Consider the following 23,780-nt stretch of genomic DNA (forward strand, 5'->3'; position numbering starts at 1 on the left):
ATGATCACCCGTTGCTGTTAACCGTCATCGGCTTTTTGGCCAGGCCTTCAACCAACTGAAAGCTATAGCGGCGACCGGTTTTTTTCTCGAACACCAGTTGGCGCCCCGGAAGAATATGGTGCTTGGTCGTCGGCACACATTCAGCCGCATCCGCCGCCGAACAGTCGTGAAACTCATCGAGTATCACCACGCTATTGCCAGCGTTGCGCAGTTGGTACTGGGTCGCTGTTTCATTGATCTGGGTATCGAAACGGGTGTTTTTGGGCCGCACGAAAAACACCGTGCCATAACCAGCCATCACGTTGACTCCTGCCGCCAGGCCGCTCTTGTACTCGACGCGCTCCTCGTCGGTGACGGCAAAGTCATCTTCTTTTTCAGGCACCACGGGGATGAAACGCACCCGGAAATAACGCTCCTTGTCCCGCGCGCCCATGTACAGCAACCGCGTGCCCTGCCGACCGTTGGCCGGCACGATCATCCGCGCCGGGCTGGCCATCAAACCATCGCGACTGGTGGGGTTACCCTTGGCATCCGCCAGAGCGGCAATGGGCACTTCGCTGGAGGTGCCGTCGGCGTTGTAGACGATTTCCAGCACATTGACCTTGATGAATGCGGTACTGGTCCCACCATTGAACACCCGCTTCAGATAAGAACTGCGGTCGCCCTCCAGGTAGTCATAGACCACCCCGACATTGATCATCGGCCCTGCCTGGGCCGTCAGCGAACACACGAACAACCCGATCCATAACACTGCCTGTTTCATCTCTAACCACACCTCATTGATTGAACGCGGCCCGGCGGATCATCCACGGGCCGATACTGCAAATGCAGGGAAACACCACCCACCGTGACCTTGAGCCTCTACGACCGCCGAGGCCCCAGGGCCGGGCAGCAACACAGTTGCCACTGCCAGATAAATCACCGGCACAGCCCTGCGCGCCACGGCTATCGTTCTGCACATTGCACTCAGCCAGCGGTCTGGGCGGTGCGCATGTTTTCCGCCAGCGTGTCCGGCGTGCAACGCAGGTCACCGATCATCAATACGTCGTTTTCACTCGGGGTATTGGCCGGGTCCAGGCGGAACTGGCAGAGCAACTGGTTCTGATAGCGCACCTCCAGGGTCGGCGAGCTGGCGCTCATTTCCATGGAGAAGAACCCGTCCACCTCGGTGATGCCGCGACTGGCGTGGTTGATCACGTGGTGCCCCTTGAGCGGTGCCCCCTGGGCATCGAACAGGCGACCAAGCACGGTGACGGTTTTCATCACGGTGATTTTTCGATAATCCACCCCACCCTTGTTCAGGTGGTAGGTGGTGCGCGCCGGCTGGATGTTGGCCGCCGGTGGGTGGTTGCCTTCAAAGTCGAAGTTCACGGTGCTGCTCTTGTAGGCCGACAGCGGTACAAAGTTGCGCCCGGGGCGCAGCACCGCACCGCCACCACTAAGGTCATCCGCCCGCAGGGAGATGGCGTCCAGGTCGCTCTCGACATCAATGATCATCCCCGCTCCGTTGCTGCTCTGGTATTGGCTGGTCAGCAGTACCTTGTCGGCTCCGGCGACGAAGGTGCTGTTCAGGTTCAGGCCTCCACTCAGGTCACCGTTGAACGAGCTGCGCTGGATAAAGCCGTCACCACTGACCACATCGGTATCGAAACTGGCCATGCTCGACACGCCGACCCCATAGGTATCCGTAATCGCCGTGGCCGAGACGCTTTGCAGCAGGTGGCCGGTCAAGTCCTGGCGATAGGTGACCGAAGCGTTGTTGTCACGACTGCCATCGCGGGCGGTGCGGGTACCGACGCTGCCGGAAATCTGCCGGCCATCGCTGCCCAGGGCCAGGTTCAGGGAAATATCGATACCTCGGTTGCGCTGGTCGTCGGTGCTGGCATTGCCAGGGCGGTCAAACACCGAGAAGCGCCAGTTGGCGTCACTGCCCAGCAGGGTGCCTCGACGGCTCCAGCCCAGGTCAATGCCGGCCCCCTCGACGTTGCCGGTGCTGTGGGACAGACGCAGGTTCCAGGAGTTTTTGGCATCGACCCGGTGGTTCACCGACAACGCGGTGTTGCTGGCTTCGCCGACAAAGGTGTTGCGCCGCAGGCGCGTGCCGTCGGGCAAGGTCTCGAAGGTATCGCGGGTGTCCAGCCAACTGCGGTTGTGACTGAACACCAGGTTGGTCGCTCCCAGGGTGTAGAGCCCTTGCAAGTCCATGCCTGTGCCGTGCTCACGGGTTTGATACACGTTGGCATAGAGGCTCGTATTGTTGGCCACGGTCCAGTCCACCGAACCGCCATATTGCAGTTGTTCGCGGACCTCCCGGGCCGACAGGCCGAGAATCACCCGGGGATGCACCAGATAATTGACCGACGCTCCCGCTGTAATCGCCCCGGAAGCCTGCTCTTCCCAGTTGCTGAACAATTTGCTCTCACGCCCGGCAAACACGTTGTAGCGCCAGCGGTCATCGACATTGCGCCAGTTGCTGGGTTTGTAGACCAGTTCCTGAGTGGTACTGACGGTCAAGCCGTCTTCGACCAGGCGCACGTCTACTTCATAGATGCCGCCGGGCAAGGATCGCGTATCCAAAGTCTGCAAGCCGGCCGCCACAGCCTGGGTGTTGATCAGCAGGCCGTTACGGTAGATCTCTACCGCCGCCTGGCGATTGGCCGTGACGTAGATCGGATAAACGCTGGCCTTGGGATTATTGATGGCCAAGCTGTCAGAGCTGCCATACATGACGCCCAGCGCGGTATCGGGGCTGGCGCCAAAGCTGCGCAGTTGCCGGGTCAGGCCATCGGAATTAGGGGTGAAGTGGCCAAGGCGCAAAAAACGGCCTTCCAGTTCACGCTGGGTATACAGCTCATGGATCGCGTGGCGCAGGCTTTCTTCATCGCCACTCTGGCGCGCCAGTTGCAAATTGAACACCTGGCTCCAGTTGCCCAGGCTGGAAATGGCCTGCAAGCCATAACGCCCGCCCAGGTCGTCCTCCTGGCCACCGTTGAGGTTGAGCTGGTTGTTGAGAATCAGGCCACGGCTGCCGCCTTCAGGCTGTGCGTGGTAACGCGCAGCGTCGCCGCTGTGTTCAACGTTTTGCGTGAGGATCGACAACTGCGAGCTTTCAAGGCTGTAGTGCGCCGACACCATTTGCAGGGGACACGCCTGCGTGCATGCGCCGAGCGCGATCCCTTGCTCCAGTGTGGCCTTCCAACTGTCACGGGTCGCAGCAGGGATCCTGCTATCACCGGCGTCGGTGATTTCATACAGGGTCACACGATCATCCCGAGACAGGACAATTAACGCTTCACCCAAAAACTGCTGGTCCAACTCAATCCGTACCGCCAATGGCACGTCGAAGAAATGATCGCTAAACCCGGCGGGCAAGCCCTGGGCCTGGTCGATCAACCGTTGAGGATTTTCCGCGCCAAGTGCCGGCGCAGCCAGGACACTGGTGCACATCAATAGCGCGATCACAAGCGCGATGGGCGTCATCGGGAACATGAAAGGAATACTCTGAAAACCGGGAGACTGCATTGCAGATCAGGCCGGCGCCCCAGGGGCCGCCGACCTGCAAGCCAATACCCGCAAGCACTTGGCTCGACGGGCACTTACTTCATCAAGGCGTTGGCAACACCGCGTCGAACATCAGTGCCACAGCGGTGGTGTAGTTGCCGCGCTGGGTGTCCGTTGGCTTGGCGGCAACAATGCGCAACTCGGCGCCCACACCTGGGGTGGAGTCAGCATCGTTGACCACTTCCTTTGGCGTGCCGTCCAGGGTGACGCCATGCAGAGTGGTGGTGAGCGGGATGTTCTGCGAGGCGTTCCCGTTGAACAGCACTGCCGGACCACCTTCGATGTAGGCATGGACCGAGCCATTGGTGTTCTTCAGGTCATAGATGGCGCTCAACGGCGTCAGCTCGCCACTCACTAGGTTGTAGTTCATGGTTTCGTCCCGGCCAAAGTTGGGGTCTCGTGGCTGGGCGTGGAACACCGTGGTCGGGATGCTCGCCTTGATATTGACTGTGTGGTTGGCCTCACCGGCAGCAAAGGCAACCGAGGAACTCAGCGCCAAAACGGCCAGGGGTGCAGCAATCGCGAACTTCTTGAACATGGTCGACACCTGTCTTTTAGAGAGTTAAATGATTCATGGAAAGTTGACTTCAACAACAAGCATCAAGATCAACTGCCAATAAGAGTCGTGGCCATGCAACCTGCATAAGCTCAACGACCTGCAAATAATCAACTCTTTTAAAAAATAGGTATGCCAGCACCTTCCCACAGCCATGTAGCCAATAAAAACAAGGCATGAGTGAAAAATATGGCATTTTGCCAAAACTTTAAAATCGTCCGTAAGATAAGGACTACATGAAAATACCAGCAACTAGTTACTTGAAATAACTGTAAGAACAGTACCACAAAATCAACTAATAAAAGGCCCCGCCATCAGCGACATCCAAGTCAAGACTTTAATAATTCATGTATAGACCATCTTGTTGAAAGTTTCACAATGTACAGGCCCGACTGAAGACCGAGCGCAGAAAGTGCGTGCCCCCGCTCAAGCCATGACCGTTGGTCGCCTCAGCCTTTTGCATTTCTAAGATATATCTTACGTTGTATCTAAATCACAGAAAGAGAACAGCGTAATGAGAGACCATCATTCCCACCGTGAACCCGGTGACGGCCGCGACGGCTTCGAGAAACGCCCAGGGCGCGAACGCGGAGGCCGGGGCCCACGGGTGTTCGCCCCCGGCGACCTGAAGTTGCTACTACCGGCGCTGATCGCCGAACAGCCGTGCCACGGCTATGACCTGATCCGCAAGATCGAAGGCCTGTTCGACGGCGCCTACAGCCCCAGCCCCGGCGTGATCTACCCCACGCTGACGTTCCTGGAAGAAAGCGACTTGATCAGTGGCGACGCGGACGGCGGGAAAAAACGCTACACAATCACCGCCGCCGGTCGTCTCTTCTTAAGTGAACAGACGGTGGCCCTGGACGGCGTGCGCATGCGCATCGACGTCAGCAAGCGCTCGCTGCGCGGCCATGACCGGCCACCCGAAATACACGAAGCCGTGCACAACCTGCGCCATGCCTTGCAACTGCATCACGGGCGCTGGAGCCCGGAAGAAATCACGCGCGTCGCGGGCCTGCTCAACGGCACCGCCCAAGCCATCGTCGACGGTCCGGCCGTCCAACCTGTACAGGGGAAAAGTGAATGAATACGCCTGCCATCCATCGCGTCACCCACGAGATCAAGCGCCGTCGCCTGGACGTGCTGCGGGTCGTCGATATCACCCCGCGCATGCGCCGTATCACCCTGGGTGGCGAACAACTGGCCGGGTTTGTCAGCCTGGGCAGTGATGACCATATCAAGCTGTTGTTCCCGCAAGACGCTGCCGAACTGGCCGCGCTGCAAAGCCCCACCTTCGCCATCAGGGGCGACGGCCCACAACCCCCCATGCGCGACTACACACCGCGTCGCTTTGACCTGAGCCTCGGCGAACTGGACATCGACTTCGTGCTGCACGGTGATGGCCCCGCCTCAACCTGGGCCGAACAGGCCAAGCCCGGCCAACACCTGTACATCGCCGGGCCTCGGGGCTCGATGATCGTGCCGGATATCTTTGACAGCTACCTGCTGGTCGGCGACGAAACCGCCTTGCCAGCCATCGCCCGTCGCCTGGAAGAACTGCCAGCCGGGCGCAAGGTACTGGCGGTGATTGAAATTGCCGACGAGCACGAACAGCAGACGCTTGAAAGTGCAGCGGATGTCCAGGTGCTCTGGGTGGTACGGGGGGTCGATGACTTGCTTGCCACCGTCGAAAAACTGCAGCTTGCGGGTGGTTCGCTGTATGCGTGGGTCGCCACCGAGACCAAGCTGTCGCGCCAGGTTCGCCGGGTGTTGCTGGATAAGCACCGACTCAACGATGAGTTCGTCAAGGCCGTCGGCTACTGGCGTGCCGATGGCAGCCACGACGACTAGCCCCTGGCGCAATCAATGCAGGAGCCGGCTTGCCGGCTCCTGCAGTTTCACGGTGTCGGCTTCAGGAATCGATCCAGCCCCACTATCGCCAACGCCACCGCTACAAACCCCAGCAGTATCCCCCCGGCATTCATGAACACCTGTGGATAACCCAGGCTGTCGACATCAATGAACGGGTACTGGTACTGCCCCAGCACATGCCCGCGCAGCAGCGCATAAACGAAATACACCAACGGGTACGTCATCCAATACCCAATGTGCTTGAACCGCAGCGCGCCCTTGGGCACGCAAAACCACCAATAACCCAAAAACAGCAACGGCATCACATCGTGGAGCAATTCGTCGGCAATAAACTGCCAGCCTTCGGGGCTCCACAAGTGCCGCAACAGCAGGCTGTACGCCAACCCTACGACCACGATGCTGACTGCCACGGCGCTGCTGACCGCAGGCCGCAGGAAAAAACGGCACGCAGCTGAGGGGCGATTCACCAGGGCGTAACTCAACACCACCGCTGCCAGGGTGTTGGTCAGCACCGTGAAAAAACTGAAAAAGTTCACCAACCCACCCAACAGGCTGGCATCGGCCATCCAGCGCGAATAAAAGATCAGGTACTGCTGAATCGCCAGGCCAACCCAGCCGGCCAGCGCTGCCCCTGCAACATAGGCCCTCATGCCATCAGTCCAGCGGGCGCTTGGTACGCATCAGCTTGACGTACAGGCCTTCGACCTTTTCCCGCGCCCATGGGGTTTTGCGCAGGAACGTGAGGCTCGACTTGATGCTCGGGTCATTCTTGAAGCAGCGGATATCGATGCGTTCGGCCAGGCCTTCCCATTCGTAGTGCGCCACCAGTGCGGTCAGTACCTGTTCCAGCGTAACGCCGTGCAGGGGGTTGTTGTTCGGTGCGGTCATGCCGGGCCTTTGCCAAGTAAATGAAGAAGAAGCCGCGCACCTTAGCCGAGGTGCCGGGCCGGTGGAAGCACGACCTTGATTGTAGCCCCACCCCCGACCCCTTGTAGGAGCGAGCTTGCTCGCCCCTACAGGGCTCATGAAAAGTTCCGCTTCCAGGAAGAAAAAGAGATGTTATATTGTAACCATGCATATCCAACCTTCTCTGCTCTGCCAAGGAACCCCCGATGTCCCTCTCTCCTCTCTGGCGCCTGACCCCGCTGGCCGCTGCGCTGTTGATCGGCTCCCAGGCCCATGCCCTGGAACTGCAACCCCAAGTCATCACCGGCAACCCCCTGGGCAGCGAGCAACTGGCCGCGCCCACCACGGTGCTGGAGGGCGACGACCTGACCCTGCAACAAAAAGGCAGCCTGGGCGAAACCCTGAACAAGCAGCCTGGCGTGTCGTCGTCGTACTTTGGCCCCGGCGCCAGCCGCCCGATCATCCGTGGCCAGGATGGCGACCGCATTCGCATCCTGCGCAATGGCGTGGGCGCGCTGGATGCCTCGTCGCTGTCCTATGACCATGCGGTGCCGCTGGACCCGGTCAACGTCGAGCGTATCGAGATCGTGCGCGGCCCGGCCGCCCTGCTCTACGGCGGCAGCGCCATCGGCGGCGTGGTCAACACCTTCGACAATCGCATCCCCACGCAAGCCATCGAAGGCATCCACGGTGCCGGTGAGCTGCGCTACGGCGGCGCCGACACCACCCGCAGCAGCGCGGGCAAGCTGGAGGCCGGTAACGGCACCTTCGCCCTGCACCTGGACGCCAGCGCGCGGGAGTTCAACGACCTGAAAATCCCTGGCTACGCCCGCAGCCGCCACGCCCCGGAAAGCGAGAATGGCCCCGGCAAAAACGGCCGCCTGGGCAATAGCGACGGGCGCCAGGACGGCGGTGCGGTGGGCGGTTCCTACACCTGGGACGACGGTTACGCCGGGCTGTCCTACAGCAACTCCGACAGCAACTACGGCTCCCCCGCCGAGCAGGATGTACGCATCCGCATGCAGCAGGAGCATTACGCCTTCGCCTCCGAAATCCGTAACCTGCAAGGCCCGTTCACCTCGGTCAAACTTGACGCGGGCTACACCGATTACGAACACCGGGAAATCGAAGGTGGCGAAACCGGCACCACCTTCAAGAACAAGGGCTATGAGGCACGCGTCGAAGCGCGACACCAGCCGATGGGCCCATTCGACGGCATCGTCGGCGCCCAGGTCAGTCGTAGCGAATTTTCCGCGTTAGGCGAAGAAGCTTTCGTACCACAGACCGATACCAATGCCGGTGCACTGTTTATCCTCGAAGAAATGCAGGCCACCGAACGTCTGAAGCTGAGCCTGGGCGGGCGCCTGGAGCACACCACCGTCGACCCGGACGGCAAAGGCAACGAGCGTTTCGCCAATGCCAACCGCTCCAGCAGCTTCACCGCGGGCAGCCTGTCGTCGGGCGCTGTGTATACGCTGACGCCCATCTGGTCGCTGGCCGCGACCCTGGGCTACACCGAGCGCGCTCCAACCTTCTACGAGCTGTATGCCAATGGCGCTCACGTCGCCACCGGCACCTATGAAGTGGGCGATGCCAAACTGTCGAAAGAAAAAGCCGTGGCCAGCGACCTGGCCCTGCGCTTTGACAATGGCACCCACAAGGGCAGTTTTGGCGTGTTCTACAGCCACTTCTCCAATTACATCGGCCTGTTGAACAGCGGTCGTACCTTGAATGACGAGGGCGAAGAAGACGCCGATGGCATCCCGGAGTACACCTACTCCGGCGTGCGTGCACGTTTCGTCGGTTTCGAAGCCCAGGATCACTGGAAACTCGGCGAAGGGGCCTACGGCAAGTTTGCCCTGGAGCTGTCGGGCGACTACACCCGCGCCACCAACCTGGAGACCGGTGAAGCCTTGCCACGCATTGCGCCGCTGCGGTTGAACAGTGGTTTGTTGTGGGAGCTGGACCGCTGGCAGGCACGCATTGACGTCGAACATGCTGCCGGCCAGGGCCGTGTACCTCGCAACGAAAGCGGGACTGATGGCTACACCACCTTGGGCGCCAGCGCCGGTTATCGCTTCAATGTGGGCGGCAGCCAGTGGCTGGCGTTCGTCAATGGCGAAAACCTGACCAACCAGACCGTGCGCTATGCCAGCTCGATCCTGCGCGACATTGCCCCGGCACCGGGGCGCAGTGTGCAGGTGGGCTTGCGTACCACCTTCTAACAGACGCTGCTGTTAAACCCTGTGGGAGCGGGCTTGCTCGCGAATGCGTCGGGTCAGCCAATATCTGTGTGGGCTGACCCGACGCATTCGCGAGCAAGCCCGCTCCCACATTGGTTTTGCGGTGCTTGCAGGCACTGTTACCAAATCCGAAAGAATCCATCTTGCGATTAGCCCTTTCTCTCCCCGAGTCAGGGCTTTATGCTTGTCTGCAACAAACTGAAACGTTTCACCTTTCAGCCAAACCTGACGAGCGCCCATCCCCCGGCCTCCGTTTGCGTACTAAAACCAAAAACCATTAAGACCTGCCCTTGCCTATGCCTGCTTTCCCAACACTGCGCCTGTGCGCTGCGCTGCTGCCTTTGTGCCTGATCACCTGTGCCCGGGCCGCCCCTGCCTTTGACCGTGAGTCGCCGTGGATGCTGGGCGATTTCGGCGGGACCCGGACAGCGCTGTCCGAGCAAGGCTACGACGTCAAGATCGACTACACCGGCGAGATGGGCAGCAACCTGCACGGCGGCTCGGACCATGACCGCACCGCCCGCTACAGCGACCAATGGGCCTTCGGCAGTCACCTGGATCTGCAGAAGATCCTCGGCTGGCACGACGCCGAGTTCCAACTGACGATCACCGAGCGCAGTGGCAACAACATCAGCAACGACCGCATCAACGACCCACGGGTCGGCGGCTTCACCTCGTCCCAGGAAGTCTGGGGGCGTGGCCAGACCTGGCGCCTGACGCAGCTGTGGTACCAGCAGAAATTCTTCGACCAGAAGCTCGATATCAAGGCGGGGCGTTTTGGCGAAGGCGAAGACTTCAACAGCTTCCCCTGCGACTTCCAGAACCTGGCGTTCTGTGGCTCCCAGGTGGGCAACTGGGTCGGTGGCATCTGGTACAACTGGCCGGTGAGCCAATGGGCGCTGCGGGTCAAATACCACCTGACGCCTGAGCTGTACGCACAGATCGGCGCCTATGAACAGAACCCGTCCAACCTCGATCGCGGCAATGGCTTCAAGCTCAGCGGCAGCGGCACCCAGGGCGCCCTGCTGCCGGTGGAGCTGGTGTGGACGCCGAAGATCCATGGCCTGGCGGGTGAATACCGTGCCGGTTACTACTACAGCAGTGCCAAGGCCAGCGATGTCTACAAGGACCGCAACGACCAGCCCGCCGCCGTCAGTGGCGAGGCCTATCGCAGCGCCTCCAGCAAGCACGGTGTGTGGCTGGGCGTGCAGCAGCAGGTCACAAGCCTGGCCAGTGACAATAGCCGTGGCTTGAGCGTGTTCGCCAACGCGACGATGCACGATAAGAAGACCAACGCTGTGGATAACTATGTGCAGGCCGGCGTGGTCTACAAAGGCCCCTTCGATGCCCGCGCCCGGGACGATATCGGCTTTGCCGTCGCCCGCGTGCACGTCAACCCGGCGTATCGCAAGAACGCCCAGGCCAGCAACCAGGCCCGCGCGGTCTACGACTTTGACGACGCCGCCTACCTGCCAGTGCAACACACCGAATACAGCGCCGAACTCTATTACGGCGTGCACGTGAGCAACTGGCTGACGGTGCGCCCGAACCTGCAGTACATCCGTCATCCGGGGGCGGTTGCCCAGGTGGATGACGCGCTGGTCGGCGGGATCAAGCTGCAAGCGTCCTTCTGAATCGCAATAAACCCAATTAGCCCTGAACCAAGCCTGCGCGCAAACGTCATCTACAGTGAACAAGCGCGGGACTACCTTAAACGTCACGGAGAATCACACTATGAGCACTGATGGTGCTTCAAGTCCAAGCCGCCTGCTGCCCAGGCTGCTGGGGATCTTGCTGCTGATCATGGGCCTGGCCTTGTTGGCCGGGGGCATCAAGCTGAGCATGCTCGGCGGGTCGCTGTACTACCTGCTGGCCGGTATCGGCATCACCTTGACCGGCGTCCTGCTGCTGGCCACGCGCCGCGCGGCGCTGGGCCTGTACGCAGTGGTGCTGTTCGCCAGTACCGTATGGGCCCTGTGGGAAGTCGGCCTGGACTGGTGGCAGTTGGTACCGCGCCTGGCCCTGTTGTTTGGCTTGGGTATCGTCATGCTCCTGCCGTGGTTCCGCCGCCCCTTGCTGCGTGGGCAACCTGCTCCGCTGGGCACCGGTGCGCTGAGCGTGGCCGTGGTACTGGCCGGTGCAGCGGCGGTGGCTAGCCAGTTCACCAACCCCGGTGAAATCAAGGGCCAGCTGGATCGCGATGCGGTGCCGGGCATGACCAATGCCGCCCCGGCCCAGCCCGATGGCGACTGGAACTCCTATGGCCGCTCGGCCTTCGGTGACCGTTACTCGCCCCTGGCGCAGATCACCCCAGAAAACGCGCACAAGCTGGTGCCGGCCTGGACCTACCGCACCGGCGATCTGCCTGGCCCGGGCGACCCCGGTGAAACCACCGCAGAAAACACCCCGCTGAAAGTCAACGGCATGCTCTATGTGTGTACGCCCCACAGCCAGGTGATTGCCCTTGACCCGGACACCGGCAAGGAAATCTGGCGTTTCGACCCCAAGCTCTCGACGCAAAAAGCCGCGAACTTCAAGGGCTGGGCCCACATGACCTGTCGCGGTGTGTCGTATCACGATGACGCCGCCTATGCCGCCACCGAGCAAAGCCCGGCCACCGACGCCGCTGCGCCGGCGGCCAATGCCTGCCCGCGTCGCATCTTCCTGCCGACTGCCGACACCCGGCTGATCGCCCTGAACGCCGACACCGGCAAGATGTGCGAAGACTTCGGCGACAAAGGCCAGGTCGACCTGGGCGCCAACATCGGCACCTTCGCCCCAGGTGGCTACTACTCCACCTCGCCGCCAGCCGTCACCAAGAACCTGGTGGTGATTGGCGGTCACGTCACCGACAACGTCTCCACCGACGAGCCGAGCGGCGTGATCCGTGCGTTCGACGTACACACCGGCAAACTGGTATGGAACTGGGACAGCGGCAACCCGGACGACACGACGCCGATTGCCGAAGGCAAGACCTACACCCGCAACTCGCCCAACATGTGGTCGATGTTCGCCGTCGATGAAAAACTCGGCATGCTCTACCTGCCGATGGGCAACCAGACCCCGGACCAGTTCGGTGGCTACCGCACGCCTGCGTCGGAACTGCACGCTGCCGGCCTCACTGCGCTGGATATCGACACCGGTAAAGTGCGTTGGCACTACCAGTTCACCCACCATGACCTGTGGGACATGGACGTGGGCGGCCAACCGAGCCTGATCGACATCAAGACCGCCGCCGGCGTGAAACAAGCCGTGATGGCCTCGACCAAGCAAGGCAGCATCTACGTGCTGGACCGGGCGACCGGCGAGCCGGTGGTGCCGATCAACGAAATCCCTGTGCCGCAAGGCGCGGTGGCTGGTGATCACACCTCGCCAACCCAGCCCAAGTCCGACCTCAACTTCATGCCACCGCCCCTCAAGGAACGTGACATGTGGGGCGTGACCCCGTTCGACCAACTGCTGTGCCGGATCGACTTCAAGTCCCTGCGCTACGACGGCCCGTTCACCCCGCCGTCGCTGCAAGGCTCGATCGTCTACCCAGGCAACTTCGGCGTGTTCGACTGGGGCGGCATCTCGGTTGACCCGATACGCCAGATCGCGTTCGTCAACCCAAGCTACATGGCGTTCAAGTCGACCATGATCCCGGCGGAAAAAATCGCCGCCATGGGCCCGCGTGTCAGCGAGACCGAAGGTGTGCAGCCGAACAAAGGCACCCCTTATGGCGTGGTCCTGGAGGCGATGCTCTCGCCGATGGGCCTGCCATGCCAGGCGCCAGCCTGGGGTTATGTGGCCGCCGTGGACTTGACCACCAACAAGACCATCTGGATGCACAAGAACGGCACCGTGCGTGACAGCTCGCCAGTGCCAATCCCCCTGAGCATGGGCGTGCCAAGCCTGGGCGGGACCTTCACCACCGCCGGTGGCGTGTCCTTCCTCAGCGGTACCCTCGACCAGTACCTGCGTGCCTATGACGTGAAAAACGGCAAGCAGCTGTGGGAAGGCCGCCTGCCTGCAGGCGCGCAAACCACCCCGATGACCTACACCGGCAAGGACGGCAAGCAATACGTGCTGGTCGTGGCGGGCGGTCATGGTTCCCTGGGGACCAAGCAGGGTGACTATGTGATGGCGTTCAAGCTGGCCGACTAAGCCTGCCAGCAACAAAAAAGCCCCGGGATTCCGGGGCTTTTTATTGGCAACTGTAGGAGCTGGCTTGCCGGCTCCTACAGGGGGTCACACGATACTGCGCTCGCGCCGCATCCACATCTCAAAGGCCATGGCATTCAATGGCCGGCTGATCAGGTAGCCCTGGGCCGTGTCGCAGTTCCACTGTTTGAGCAGCTTCAGGCTCGGCTCGAATTCCACCCCTTCGGCCACCACCTTGAGCCCCAGGTTGTGGCTCATCTCGATGGTCGAACGCACGATCACCCCATCGCCGCTGGTGCTGTCGAGGTTGCGCACAAACGACTGGTCGATCTTCAGTTCCTGCACCGGCAAGCGCTGCAACTGGGCCAGGGACGAGTAGCCGGTGCCAAAATCGTCCACCGACAGGCTGATGCCACACCCGCGCAGCTGCTCAAGGATTCGCAAGGCCTGTTCCGGGTTGTGCATGATTGCGCTTTCGGTGATCTCGAAGATCAATTGCCCGGCCAACACCCCATGCAGTTCCAGCAACTGCGTCACACGCGGTGCCAGCCCTTCGTCGCCCAGGTCGTCCACCGAAATATTCACCGACAGCTGTACTTGCAGCCCGCGCAGGCTCCACTCCGCCAACTGGCGGATGGCGGCTTCGATCACCCAATGGGTCAGGCTGGCCATGCTGCCGGAGCGTTCGGCCAAGGGGATGAATTCGGCGGGGGACACCAGGCCCAGGGTCGGGTGCTGCCAGCGCAACAGGGCCTCGGCCTGGCGCACATAGCCGTGGCGCAGATCGAGCTTGGGCTGATAGCACAGGAACAATTCGCCTTCGATGGCAGCTCGACGCAGATCGCGGATCAGGCTGATCTGGCGTTGATGGGCCAGGTCGCGGTCCCGTTGATAGATCTGCAGATAGCCGGGCAGCGCGGCGGCATCGTGGCGGGCAATGGCGGCGCGGCTGATCAGTTCTTCGACCTGCTGGCCATCTTCGGGGTAGGCGGCAATGCCCATGCTCACTTCGTGGCGCAGCTCGTCACCGCCGACCCGCTGCGGTTCGGTCAGCAGGCTGTACAGGTGATCGGCGCGGGCCACGGCACTGTCGAGCTGGGTGTTTTCCAGCAGCACGAGGAACTCGCTGCCGGTGATACGCGCCGCCGAATCCCCCGCCTCCAGGCTAGACAGCAGGCAGCGGCTGGCTTCACGCAGCATTTCCTCGACGCCCTGGGGGCCGAAGCCTTCGTTGATCAGCCGGTAGTTTTCAATCCCCAGGTACAGCAACACCACCGGCCGCCGCGCACTGATCGCACTCCCCAGGCGCTCCATGGCCAGGGCGCGGTTGGGCAGCCCGGTCAGGGCATCGTGCAAGGCGTTATGGGCCAGTTGCCGTTCGCGCACGGCGATACCGCCCTGCATCGCATTGAAGGCACGGGCCAGCAGGCCGAACTCATCTTTGCCGCGCACCGTGACCGGCGTGCGGTAATCACCCGCGCCGATGCGCTCGGACGCCTGCACCAGAGCATCGAGCGGGCGCGATACGCGGCGCGCCATCAACAGTGCGCCCACCAGCGAGACCATCAAGGCCGCCAGGGCAATACCGAGAAATTGCCGATCCAGCGGCGCGAATGATTGCAGGGCATGGTCCAGCGGGCTTTGCAGCAAGGCCATGACTTGCCCGCCATCCCCGGTGTTGGCCAGAGGCACGACTTTGCTCAGAAAACGTTGGCCACGAAACTCGATCATCTGCCCCTGCGCGGCGCTGCTGGAGTCTTGCAGCATCTGGATGATGGCCGGGCGATCCCCCAGTGGCTGGGTGCTGAACAAGGTGCCCGGTTGCCCGTTCTCGACGCTCATCAATGACACTTCCAGGTTGCTCAGGGAGCGCAGTTCACTGACAAACGTCTCATTCATGGCAAACCCCATGACCACCCGCGCCACGGGCAACGGATTGAGCACCTCCTCCTCGACCAGCAAGAAAGGCCGGCCAGCCAGGGCCACGATCAGGACTTGCAGGGAGTTGCGCCGGGCCCGGCGCAATGCCTTGGCGTAGGGGAAGGCTTGCTGGCGGGGAACCTCAGCCAGGGTACTGGCAATAACCTGCCCGTCGAGCCCCAGCACAAACACCTCGCTGCCCCGCACGCCCGTGCCATGGCGCTGCAAGACAGCAAGAATCTGTGACGGCTGGCCTGCGGCAACGGCCCGGCGAAACTGTGCGTCCACCGTCAGCCAGTCCAGGCCGTACTGCAGGCGCCGCCCACGCAGGTCCAGAAGGCGCTCGAACACCCGGCTGCCGGTCTCCAGTTGCACTTGTGCCTGGTTCTCCACCGCACGGGTGGTAGCCACTTTCACGGCGAAGTACACCGCACCCACCACCACCAGCAGCAGCAACGCCAACACCCCGGTCAGGCGCGTCTGGAAAGCGTGGCGCCATTTCATCCGCTTGCCTCCTGGCAACGTGCCCGCGCCCCAGCTCAAGCGTCCTTTTGTCATACGCATCCCTCGCGACGGCAGACCCGGCGTCAAAAAAATGCCCTTTCATCAGGGCATTCGGACATCCAGATTAGTCTTCGCAGAGAAGAAGTAAAACCTAATAAATGCGGGAGGTTGGCTGACATTATTTTGACGACAAATCACCGTCTAAACGGCCCGGGCACGCATGAAATCGCCCCAGCGGCGTACCAGGTAGTTGTGCTCGTCCATCACCGAGTTCCACACCGCGATATGTCCCATGCGCTGCTCGTAAGAGCCGCCATCGCGCACTTCGCCAATGTCGATCAGTGGCAGGCCATCGCTGCCCGGCAACTCTTCGCGGGCAGGCAAACCGGCGTACCAGTAGTCCCACTCGGCGCTGCTCAGGTGGTCGCGGCTACGGGCCGGGTTACCGATGTAATAGCCCTGGCGAGCCATCACCGCGCCGGGCCACCCCGACAGCCACCAGTTGAGGTAGGCATAGGCCGCATCCAGCACCGGGCCTTTGGCGTGACGCGACAGCGACAGGCCGCCGAACCAGGCGCGATAGCCTTCACGGGGCACTGCCAGACGGTATTTGACCCCGGCCCGATGCAGGCGCATCAAGGTGGGCGACCACAGGCTCTGGATATCGATACTGGGGCTGAGCATCAATTGCGCCGCTTCCTCGTCGTCGGACCAGAACGCGGCGAAATGGCCTTCCTTCTGCTTGCGCACGAGGATGTCAGCCAGCACATCAATCTCTTCGATGCTCATGTTGCCGATGTCGTTGAAGCGGGCCAGCCCGGCGCCCTGCACTGCCAGCGCCGCATCCAGGGCACCGATGGCGGCGTCGCTCTGCAGTGCGGTGCGGGCGCGCAAGGCGGGGTCCAGCAACCAGCCCCAGCTTTCGTTGCTGCGGCAAAAGCCTTCGGGCAAGCGCTCGGGCCGGTAGGCAAAACTGTCGGCATTGTGGGTCAGGGGCAACATGCTGATGCGCTCGGTGACGTTGCTGCCCAGGCTGCCATCGTGCTGCACGAACAGGCGCTCGCTGGGCACGCTGCCGCTGCCCAGGCGGTCGTTGGCGCTCAGGCGCCCGCGCTTGGGCAGGTCATTGATTTCATGCCACAGGGCGATGCGCCGGGTATCAATCGGCTGGATCGCCCGTGCCGGCCATACAAAATCGACGTTGTGAAACCACTGGTCGTAGAGGTCGTAGCTATCCGGCTGCATCACCGCAATGCGTTGCGCCTGTTCCACATCGTGTACCTGGTACACCAGGCGGATGCCCAGTTCCTGTTCGGCGCGCACGTGCAGGGTTTCAAGCAAGGTGACCGATGTGCCCAGCACACGCAGGGTAATCATGCTGCAAACCGCCGCGAAAAGACTTCAAAGGAGCGGCGCAGCAACGCCGGGTCAAGGCCACGCAGGATAAACACCAGGCGCGACTGACGCTCCGTGCCCGGCCATGCGGGCAAATGAACCGGGGCATGCAGGCAGTGCTGCACACCATGAATGACAATGGGAGCTGAGCTGGCGTTCACGTTGAGCAGTCCTTTGACGCGAAGAATGCGTTCGCCGTGGCATCTTAACAGCATCGACAACCAGACCCCGAACCCCACCCAGTCCAGGGGCTGGTCGAAGGTCAGGCAACAGACTTGCGCAGCGCCGTGGCTCGACGGTGTGGAAGACGCCTGGTGCAACTTCCAGCGCCCGACTTCCAGCGCGGGGGCGGCGCTGCGCAGGCCTTCGCCCAGGAGCAATTGGTCGCCGCTCTGCACCTCGTCGGTCTGGATAATCGGCGTGCCGCTGTTCAGTGCAGCCAGATGCAGGCGCAAGCCATCGCAGCTCTCCACCAGGTCGGTCTTGCTCAGCAACAAGCGATCGGCCGCGGCTACCTGCGCCAGCCATTCCGGATGCAAGCGCTCTTGCAGCGCGGCGTGGCTGGCGTCGACCAGCGTCACCACCAGGCCGATATGAAAGCGCCCACGCAGTTGCACGTCGTTGTTCAAGGTGGCGAGGATCGGCGCCGGGTCGGCCAGGCCGGTGGTTTCCAGGATCACCCGTTTAAAGGCCGGGATCTCCCCGCGCTCGCGGCGTTGCAGCAGGCCCAGCAACGCGTCCTTCAACTCGCCACGAATGGAACAACAGATGCAGCCGCTGGGCAGCAGCACCGTGTCGGGGGCGACTTCTTCGACCAGCAGATGATCGATGCCAACATCACCGAATTCATTGATCAGCAACGCGCTATCGCCGAGGCTTTCGCCCTGCAGCAAACGCTTGAGCAAGGTGGTCTTGCCGCTGCCAAGGAAGCCGGTGATCACATTCAGCGCAATACTCATCGTCAATGCTCGCCCGCAGGAGCCGGCTTGCCGGCGGTGGCGCCCTCAAGGCTGGCGCTAACCCCATGAACGCCATCGCCGGCAAGCCGGGCTCCTACAGGGCAGTGTCGATCTGGCAGATCGTGTTCCAGGTGGTCGAGCAACTTGGGGTCCAGAGGATCCAGCGGGCGGCCGAGCATGCGTTCTGCCGCGCGCCACAACGGGTCCAGGCCGCTGGCCAATTCCTGCTTGCCGGTGGCGCCGAGCAGCAGGTAGGACGCGCCCTGGAAGTCTTCGACCTTGAGCCGGAATACCGCCAGCACCTGGTTGATCGCGGCAATCCGGCGCAAGCGTTCGCGGCGCCTGGGCAACTCGTCGCCCAACGGATCACTCCAGTGCAGGTCTTCGCCCAGCAGTCCACACAGTCCGCACATGGTCAGGCCCCGGTCATGGCATGACATCGCCAGCGTTCGGCCCCAGCGTCTGCCCAACAAACAGATTGCCGCCTGGCTCGCTGGCCAGCAGCACAGCCGTCGGCGCCACCTCATCAGCCAGGCCGAACCGCCCCAGGGGCAACTCGGCAGCCTTGGCGCGCTTCCAGGCCTCGCTGATGCCGCCCACCAAGGGCGTCTCGATGGGGCCGGGCGCGATGGCGTTGACCAGCACGTTGTCCTTGGCCACTTCCAGGGCCAGGGATTTGGTAAAGCCAATCACCCCGGCCTTGGCTGCCGCGTAATGGGAGAGTTCGGCGCCCCCCTTGATTCCCAGTTGCGAGGCAATGTTGATAATCCGCCCCCAACGCTGGGCAAGCATATGGGGCAAGGCGCGCTGGCTGGCGATAAACACGCTGGTGAGGTCCACGCGCAGCATGTCGTTCCACTGCTCGATGGACAGGTCGACACAGCGCGCCTGGGTCAACATGCCAGCGTTGTTGACCAGGATATCGATACCGCCAAAATGCCTGACACAGGCATCGACACTGGCCTGGGCGCCGTCGACAGTGCCGACATCGGCCAGGCATTCGAGTACCTCGGCGCCAAGGTGGCGGCAGGTGGCGGCGGTTTCGGCCAGTGTCGCGGCATCGCGGTCGGCCAGCAGCAGGCGTGCACCTTCGGCGGCATAGGCACGGGCTATGGCGGCGCCGATACCGCTGCCGGCGCCGGTGATGACCGCGCGGCGGTGGGTGAGTTGGGGCATAAAAATCCTCCTGAATTCATTACACACCCCGTGGGAGCCAGCTTGCCGGCACCTGCGAGGCCAGGGATCAATCGGGCCAGCGCACAGTCAGGCCGCCATCGATGACGATGCTCTGCCCGGTCAGGTAGCTGGACGCCTCGCTGGTCAAGAACTGCACCAGCGACGCCACCTCATCCGCCCGCCCGACCCGGCCCAGCGGGATGGCCCGCGCGGCTTTGGCCAGGCCTTCGGGGCCGAGGGAGTTCTTCGCGTCCAGCGACTGCGGCGTCTCGATAAGCCCCGGGATCACTGCGTTGCAGCGAATCCCCAACGGCGCCAGCTCCACTGCCAGCGAGCGGCACAAGCCCGGTACACCCGCCTTGGCTGCGGCGTAATGGGCGTGCTCCTGCCAACCGTACACACCACCGGCAATCGACGAGATCGCCACCAGCGCCCCGCCCTCTTTCATATGCCGGGTGGCCGCGCGAAAAGTGCGCATCACCCCGGTCAGGTCGACGTTGAGCATCTCGTTCCACAGTGCGTCGGTCATCTCCAGCAAGGGCGCGCGGCGCAACAGGCCCGCATTGGCCACCGCATAGTCGAGACGGCCAAAATGCTGGATCGCCTGCGCCGCCAGGTTATCCACAGACGCGCTATCCCCCACGTCCAGCGGCAACATCAGGCATTCGCCACCGGCTGTTTGCACCAGGCCGACGGTGGCTTGCGGGTCATGGGGGTCGGCCGGGTAATACCCACCCACCACCGCCACGCCGCTGCGGGCATAGGCCACGGCAAGGGCTTGGCCGATGCCGCTGGCAGCACCGGTGATCAAGGCAACTTTACGCTTCATCGAAACACTCCTTACTGGACAGTTTCCGGGCGCACATGGCGGGCGGCAAACATCAGCGCGCCGGAGAGGAAGCACGGCAGCGCACCGAAATACAGGGCGGCGGTCTGCCAGTCGCTGCCTGCGGACAACACCTGGGTCGCGCCAAAGCCTGCGACCACCGCACCCAGCGGCCCCATGGCATGGATAATCGCGCCGCCGGTGGCGCGGATGCTGGTAGGGAAACTTTCACTGATAAAGAACAGCGCCGCCGAGTACGGGCCAATCAGGAAGAACAGGCCCAGGCTGTACAGCCCGACCACCATGGCTATATTGCTCGGGCCGTAGAGCATGCCGGCAAACGCCAGGCCGCCGAGCATCCAGCCCAGGCCGATGACATTGCGCCGACCGATCCTGTCGCCCATCCAACCGTGGGCCAGGTAACCGCAATAGCCCACCAGGTTGGACAGCACGAGGATGATCAGCGAGTTCTCGAACGAGATGTGGTGCACGCTGATGATCACCGAGGTGCCAAGCACGCTGAACACCTAGATCGCCGCCCAGTTGAGCAGGATCGCCGCGCCGATCACCAGGGTCGCCCGGCGTGCCGGGCCACGGAAGGCGGCCTTGAGGCCGGCCTTGCTGTGTTCGTCGTAGTCCACGCCGTAGGTCAGCGCAACGTTCTGTGCCTCGCTCACCGCCCCGCTTTTGCGCAGTTGGGTGATGCGCTGGTGGATCTGGAACTGCGGGCTCTCCTTGAGCTTGCGCGCCATGATCGCAATGACGATGGCCGGGATCGCGGCGAAGATAAAGCAGCCCTGCCAGCCGATGATCGGCAACAACAGCGCCGTCAGGCCCGCGGCGATCAGCGCGCCCACCGGCCAGCCGCCTTGCACCAGGCTGTAGATAAAACCACGACGCTTGGCCAGCCTGGGGTCGTCGGAGGCCGCGTACAGTTCACTCAAGTAGGTGGCGTTGACCGTTTCCTCGGCATAGCCCAGGCCGCTCAGGGAACGGATAAGGATCAGCGGTGATTTGCCCCACGCGCCGCCAATGGCAGTCAGGGCCGAGCACACGGCAGAGCCGGCGACGGTGAAGATAATCCCGGTGCGTCGCCCCAGCTTATCCACCAACGGGCCGATGGCCAGGGCGACGACAGCGGTCCCCACCGCCACCCAGGTCGCGATCTCGGCTTGTTCCACCTCGCCCCAGCCAAAATGCCGGCCGATTTCCGGCAGCAGTGTGCCGAACAGGATGAAGTCATACACCGCAAACACCCAGGCAAAAAACGCAATCCAGGTGGCGAAGCGCACTTCCTTGGTAGTCAGTTGCCGGGGTTTCCAGCCAGTCAGGTCGAGCTTGTTATAGATAGACATGGATCGCGCCTCGATGGGGCAAAGGGTCAGGTACGGGGTTGGCGGCGGATAAAGTCGTCGGCGATTTCATCGAAGGTGACGAAGCGCACGCCGGCATGGCTCTGGATGTGTTCGATCAGGCGTTCGAGCATCAGCAGCACTTGCGGGCGACCGGACACGTCGGGGTGGATGGTCATGGTGAACACGGCGTGTTCGTGCTCGCGGTAGACCCAGTCGAACTGGTCGCGCCACATTTCTTCAAGGTGGCGCGGGTTGACGAAGCCGTGGCTGTTGGGCGCCTTCTTGATGAACATCATCGGTGGCAGGTCGTCGAGGTACCAATTGGCGGGGATCTCCACCAGGTCGGTTTCCTCGCCACGCACCAGGGGTTTCATCCAGGTGTCGGGGTGCTGGCTGTAATCGATCTTGGTCCAGCTGTCGCCCTTACGCACGTAGTAGGGGTGGAAGTCGTTGTGCATCAGGCTGTGGTCGTACTTGATGCCTTTTTTCAGCAGCAACTCGTTGGTCACCTTGCTGAATTCCCACCATGGCGCCACGTAGCCTGTGGGGCGCTTGCCGGTGACCTGGGTGATCAACTCGATGGACTTGTCGAGGACGATCTCTTCCTGCTCGGCCGTCATGGCGATGGGGTTCTCATGGCTGTAGCCATGGACGCCGATTTCATGGCCGGCGTCGGCCACCGCCTTCATCTGCTCGGGAAAGGTTTCCATCGAATGGCCAGGGATAAACCAGGTGGTGCGCAGGCCATAGCGCTCGAACAGCTTGAGCAGGCGCGGTGCACCGACTTCACCCGCGAACAGGCCGCGGGAAATATCGTCGGGTGAGTCTTCACCGCCGTAGGAACCGAGCCAGCCGGCGACCGCGTCAACGTCGACGCCAAATGCACAGAGGATGTCTTTAGCCATGGTGTGTCTCCTTGAAGAGTGAGCGCGCGCGTCGCGGCCGCTGGCAACGTCCTCAGCCATCGAAGGGATGCCTGATATCGGGCTCAACAAACGTACATATTAATAAAATGTACATTTAACAGAGGCAGATTCCGTGCCAGCCTTCCAGCGCGCTCAAATCTGGGATCAGACGATATGGCCAAGAGCTACGGGATAGAGGGTGTTGAGTCTGGGAAAAAAATCTTGCACAGCATTCGCGATGAGCCTTCAACCAAATAATGTATATTTTATTAATAAATACATTTTGGTGCAGAAAGGTAACACTCCCCCATTCCAGGCCCCAAAAAAGTGCCGCCGATGTGGCACAGAGTGACAGGCGCATCTATGAGAGAATCCCCGGCCACCGTCCTACATGCCCCAGAGAAAGCAATGAAAGCAGTGTCCGCCCCGGCCTCCCGTTACGCGATGATTCACCAGCTGTTGCGTGATGCGATCGTCAGCGGCACCGCGCGCCATGGGCTGGTCTTGCTGGAGGCGCCGCTGGCCGAATTGTTCGGGACCAGCCGCGTACCGGTGCGCAAGGCGCTGGACCTGCTGCACGGCGAAGGGTTGATCTGCCGTTTCGATGGCCGCGGCTACCTGATCAACCCCGAAGGCCTGGACCTGGAGCCGCTGCGCCTGCCCCTGAGCCATGGGCACCTGGGCCTGAACGGCGACGATGAACTGGTGGACACTCGGCCCCTGGGCGAGCGGATCGTCGAGGAAATCGGTGCGGCGCTGTCCACCTGCATTGCCTTCGGCCATTACCGCCTCGATGAACAGGCCGCTGCCGATCACTATGGCGTCAGCCGCGCGGTGGTGCGTGAGGCCCTGATGCGCCTGCGCGACCGGGGCCTGGTGGAAAAGGAACCGTACTCGCAATGGCTGGCCGGGCCGCTGACGGCCCGGGAAGTCACCGAAGACTATGAACTGCGTGCTTGCCTGGAACCACAAGCCTTGCTCCAGAGCGCGCCTGGCCTGGCGCGCGAGGTGCTCGAAGCCATGTTGCAGCGGGTGATCGACGCGCAAAACAGCGCCCATTGCAGCCTGGAGGAGATTGAGCAATTGGAGGCCGACCTGCACCAGCACTGCCTGGCCGGCCTGCAGAACCGCAAAATCGCCGCCCTGATCCGCCAGGGCCAGAGCCCGATGATCATTAGCCGGATTTTCTACCGTTTGCTGGGGATCGGCGCAGATCCGGCGATGCTCGCCGAACACCGGCTGATCCTGGAGTTGCTGCTGCATGGGGCGTTTGATGCAGCGGCGCTGAACCTGCGCGAGCATTTACAACGGGCGCGCCAACGGATGTTGCAGCGGTTGAAGGTATTGTCGGTGTTGCCCGAGCAACCATTGCCCGCCTACCTGCATAAAATCAGCTGAATACCCCCTGTAGGAGCTGGCTTGCCGGCGCCCACAAGGGGGCGGGCTTATCTGCCGGTAA

General features: G+C 62.2%; 17 protein-coding genes and 2 pseudogenes. 6 read left to right on the forward strand and 13 right to left on the reverse strand.

Annotation, left to right across the window (positions count from 1 at the left end):
• Positions 1 to 4: 4 nt before the first annotated feature.
• The 3 genes from HZ99_RS11275 to HZ99_RS11285 form a co-directional block, all read right to left on the reverse strand.
• Positions 5 to 763: a pilus assembly protein gene (locus HZ99_RS11275; RefSeq protein ID WP_038443048.1), complete on the reverse strand. Its 759-nt coding sequence runs from the start codon at positions 761 to 763 to the stop codon at positions 5 to 7.
• A 203-nt stretch (positions 764 to 966) separates the two neighbouring features.
• Positions 967 to 3,489 (reverse strand): CS1-pili formation C-terminal domain-containing protein, encoded by a 2,523-nt coding sequence (locus tag HZ99_RS11280; RefSeq protein ID WP_038443049.1) that lies wholly within the window; start codon positions 3,487 to 3,489, stop codon positions 967 to 969.
• A gap of 115 nt (positions 3,490 to 3,604) precedes the next feature.
• Positions 3,605 to 4,099: a CS1 type fimbrial major subunit gene (locus HZ99_RS11285; RefSeq protein ID WP_038443050.1), complete on the reverse strand. Its 495-nt coding sequence runs from the start codon at positions 4,097 to 4,099 to the stop codon at positions 3,605 to 3,607.
• 532 nt (positions 4,100 to 4,631) lie between these two features.
• Between HZ99_RS11285 and HZ99_RS11290 the strand changes: the two genes are divergently transcribed.
• Both HZ99_RS11290 and HZ99_RS11295 read left to right on the forward strand, forming a co-directional pair.
• On the forward strand, positions 4,632 to 5,204 hold the full coding sequence (locus tag HZ99_RS11290; protein ID WP_038443051.1) for a PadR family transcriptional regulator: 573 nt from the start codon (positions 4,632 to 4,634) through the stop codon (positions 5,202 to 5,204).
• Positions 5,201 to 5,968, forward strand: a complete 768-nt coding sequence (locus tag HZ99_RS11295) for a siderophore-interacting protein (protein ID WP_038443053.1) — start codon at positions 5,201 to 5,203, stop codon at positions 5,966 to 5,968. The genes HZ99_RS11290 and HZ99_RS11295 overlap by 4 nt, the downstream gene beginning before the upstream one ends.
• 47 nt (positions 5,969 to 6,015) lie before the next feature.
• Here HZ99_RS11295 and HZ99_RS11300 read toward each other — a convergent pair whose 3' ends face one another.
• Both HZ99_RS11300 and HZ99_RS11305 read right to left on the reverse strand, forming a co-directional pair.
• A complete protein-coding gene (locus HZ99_RS11300) occupies positions 6,016 to 6,639 on the reverse strand; it encodes a Pr6Pr family membrane protein (protein WP_038443054.1) in 624 nt (207 codons plus the stop codon).
• Between the two features lie 4 nt (positions 6,640 to 6,643).
• Positions 6,644 to 6,877, reverse strand: a complete 234-nt coding sequence (locus tag HZ99_RS11305) for a VF530 family DNA-binding protein (RefSeq protein WP_038443056.1) — start codon at positions 6,875 to 6,877, stop codon at positions 6,644 to 6,646.
• A gap of 224 nt (positions 6,878 to 7,101) precedes the next feature.
• On the opposite strand from HZ99_RS11305, the gene HZ99_RS11310 reads away from it, so the two are divergent.
• From HZ99_RS11310 to HZ99_RS11320, 3 genes are all read left to right on the forward strand, one after another.
• Positions 7,102 to 9,120 (forward strand): TonB-dependent receptor, encoded by a 2,019-nt coding sequence (locus HZ99_RS11310; RefSeq protein ID WP_038443058.1) that lies wholly within the window; start codon positions 7,102 to 7,104, stop codon positions 9,118 to 9,120.
• A gap of 314 nt (positions 9,121 to 9,434) precedes the next feature.
• On the forward strand, positions 9,435 to 10,772 hold the full coding sequence (locus HZ99_RS11315; RefSeq protein ID WP_038443060.1) for a carbohydrate porin: 1,338 nt from the start codon (positions 9,435 to 9,437) through the stop codon (positions 10,770 to 10,772).
• Between the two features lie 100 nt (positions 10,773 to 10,872).
• A complete protein-coding gene (locus HZ99_RS11320; RefSeq protein ID WP_038443062.1) occupies positions 10,873 to 13,284 on the forward strand; it encodes a glucose/quinate/shikimate family membrane-bound PQQ-dependent dehydrogenase in 2,412 nt (803 codons plus the stop codon).
• Positions 13,285 to 13,368: 84 nt separating this feature from the next.
• Here the strand turns inward: HZ99_RS11320 and HZ99_RS11325 are convergent, their stop codons facing one another.
• The 8 genes and pseudogenes from HZ99_RS11325 to HZ99_RS11360 all read right to left on the reverse strand — a co-directional run bounded on the left by HZ99_RS11325 (position 13,369) and on the right by HZ99_RS11360 (position 22,321).
• Entirely contained in the window at positions 13,369 to 15,705 is a 2,337-nt protein-coding gene (locus HZ99_RS11325) for a putative bifunctional diguanylate cyclase/phosphodiesterase (protein ID WP_038443063.1), read from the reverse strand.
• 201 nt (positions 15,706 to 15,906) lie between these two features.
• Complete coding sequence (locus HZ99_RS11330; protein ID WP_038443064.1) at positions 15,907 to 17,082, reverse strand: ABC transporter substrate-binding protein; 1,176 nt, start codon at positions 17,080 to 17,082, stop codon at positions 15,907 to 15,909.
• Complete coding sequence (locus tag HZ99_RS11335; protein WP_038443065.1) at positions 17,079 to 18,059, reverse strand: CobW family GTP-binding protein; 981 nt, start codon at positions 18,057 to 18,059, stop codon at positions 17,079 to 17,081. Before HZ99_RS11335 ends, HZ99_RS11330 begins: the two co-directional genes overlap by 4 nt.
• A gap of 125 nt (positions 18,060 to 18,184) precedes the next feature.
• Positions 18,185 to 18,472, reverse strand: a pseudogene (locus tag HZ99_RS11340) (hypothetical protein); the annotation flags it as partial.
• 13 nt (positions 18,473 to 18,485) lie between these two features.
• Positions 18,486 to 19,235 (reverse strand): SDR family NAD(P)-dependent oxidoreductase, encoded by a 750-nt coding sequence (locus tag HZ99_RS11345; protein ID WP_038443066.1) that lies wholly within the window; start codon positions 19,233 to 19,235, stop codon positions 18,486 to 18,488.
• Between the two features lie 67 nt (positions 19,236 to 19,302).
• A complete protein-coding gene (locus HZ99_RS11350) occupies positions 19,303 to 20,064 on the reverse strand; it encodes an SDR family NAD(P)-dependent oxidoreductase (protein WP_038443068.1) in 762 nt (253 codons plus the stop codon).
• Positions 20,065 to 20,075: 11 nt separating this feature from the next.
• Positions 20,076 to 21,416 (reverse strand): annotated as a pseudogene (locus tag HZ99_RS11355) (MFS transporter).
• Between the two features lie 26 nt (positions 21,417 to 21,442).
• Positions 21,443 to 22,321 (reverse strand): polysaccharide deacetylase family protein, encoded by an 879-nt coding sequence (locus HZ99_RS11360; protein WP_010212857.1) that lies wholly within the window; start codon positions 22,319 to 22,321, stop codon positions 21,443 to 21,445.
• A 408-nt stretch (positions 22,322 to 22,729) separates the two neighbouring features.
• On the opposite strand from HZ99_RS11360, the gene HZ99_RS11365 reads away from it, so the two are divergent.
• Positions 22,730 to 23,719, forward strand: coding sequence for a GntR family transcriptional regulator (locus tag HZ99_RS11365; RefSeq protein ID WP_038443070.1), 990 nt, complete (start codon positions 22,730 to 22,732; stop codon positions 23,717 to 23,719).
• The last annotated feature ends 61 nt before the right edge of the window (positions 23,720 to 23,780 follow it).

Source organism: Pseudomonas fluorescens (genome assembly GCF_000730425.1).
GTDB lineage: Bacteria > Pseudomonadota > Gammaproteobacteria > Pseudomonadales > Pseudomonadaceae > Aquipseudomonas > Aquipseudomonas fluorescens_X.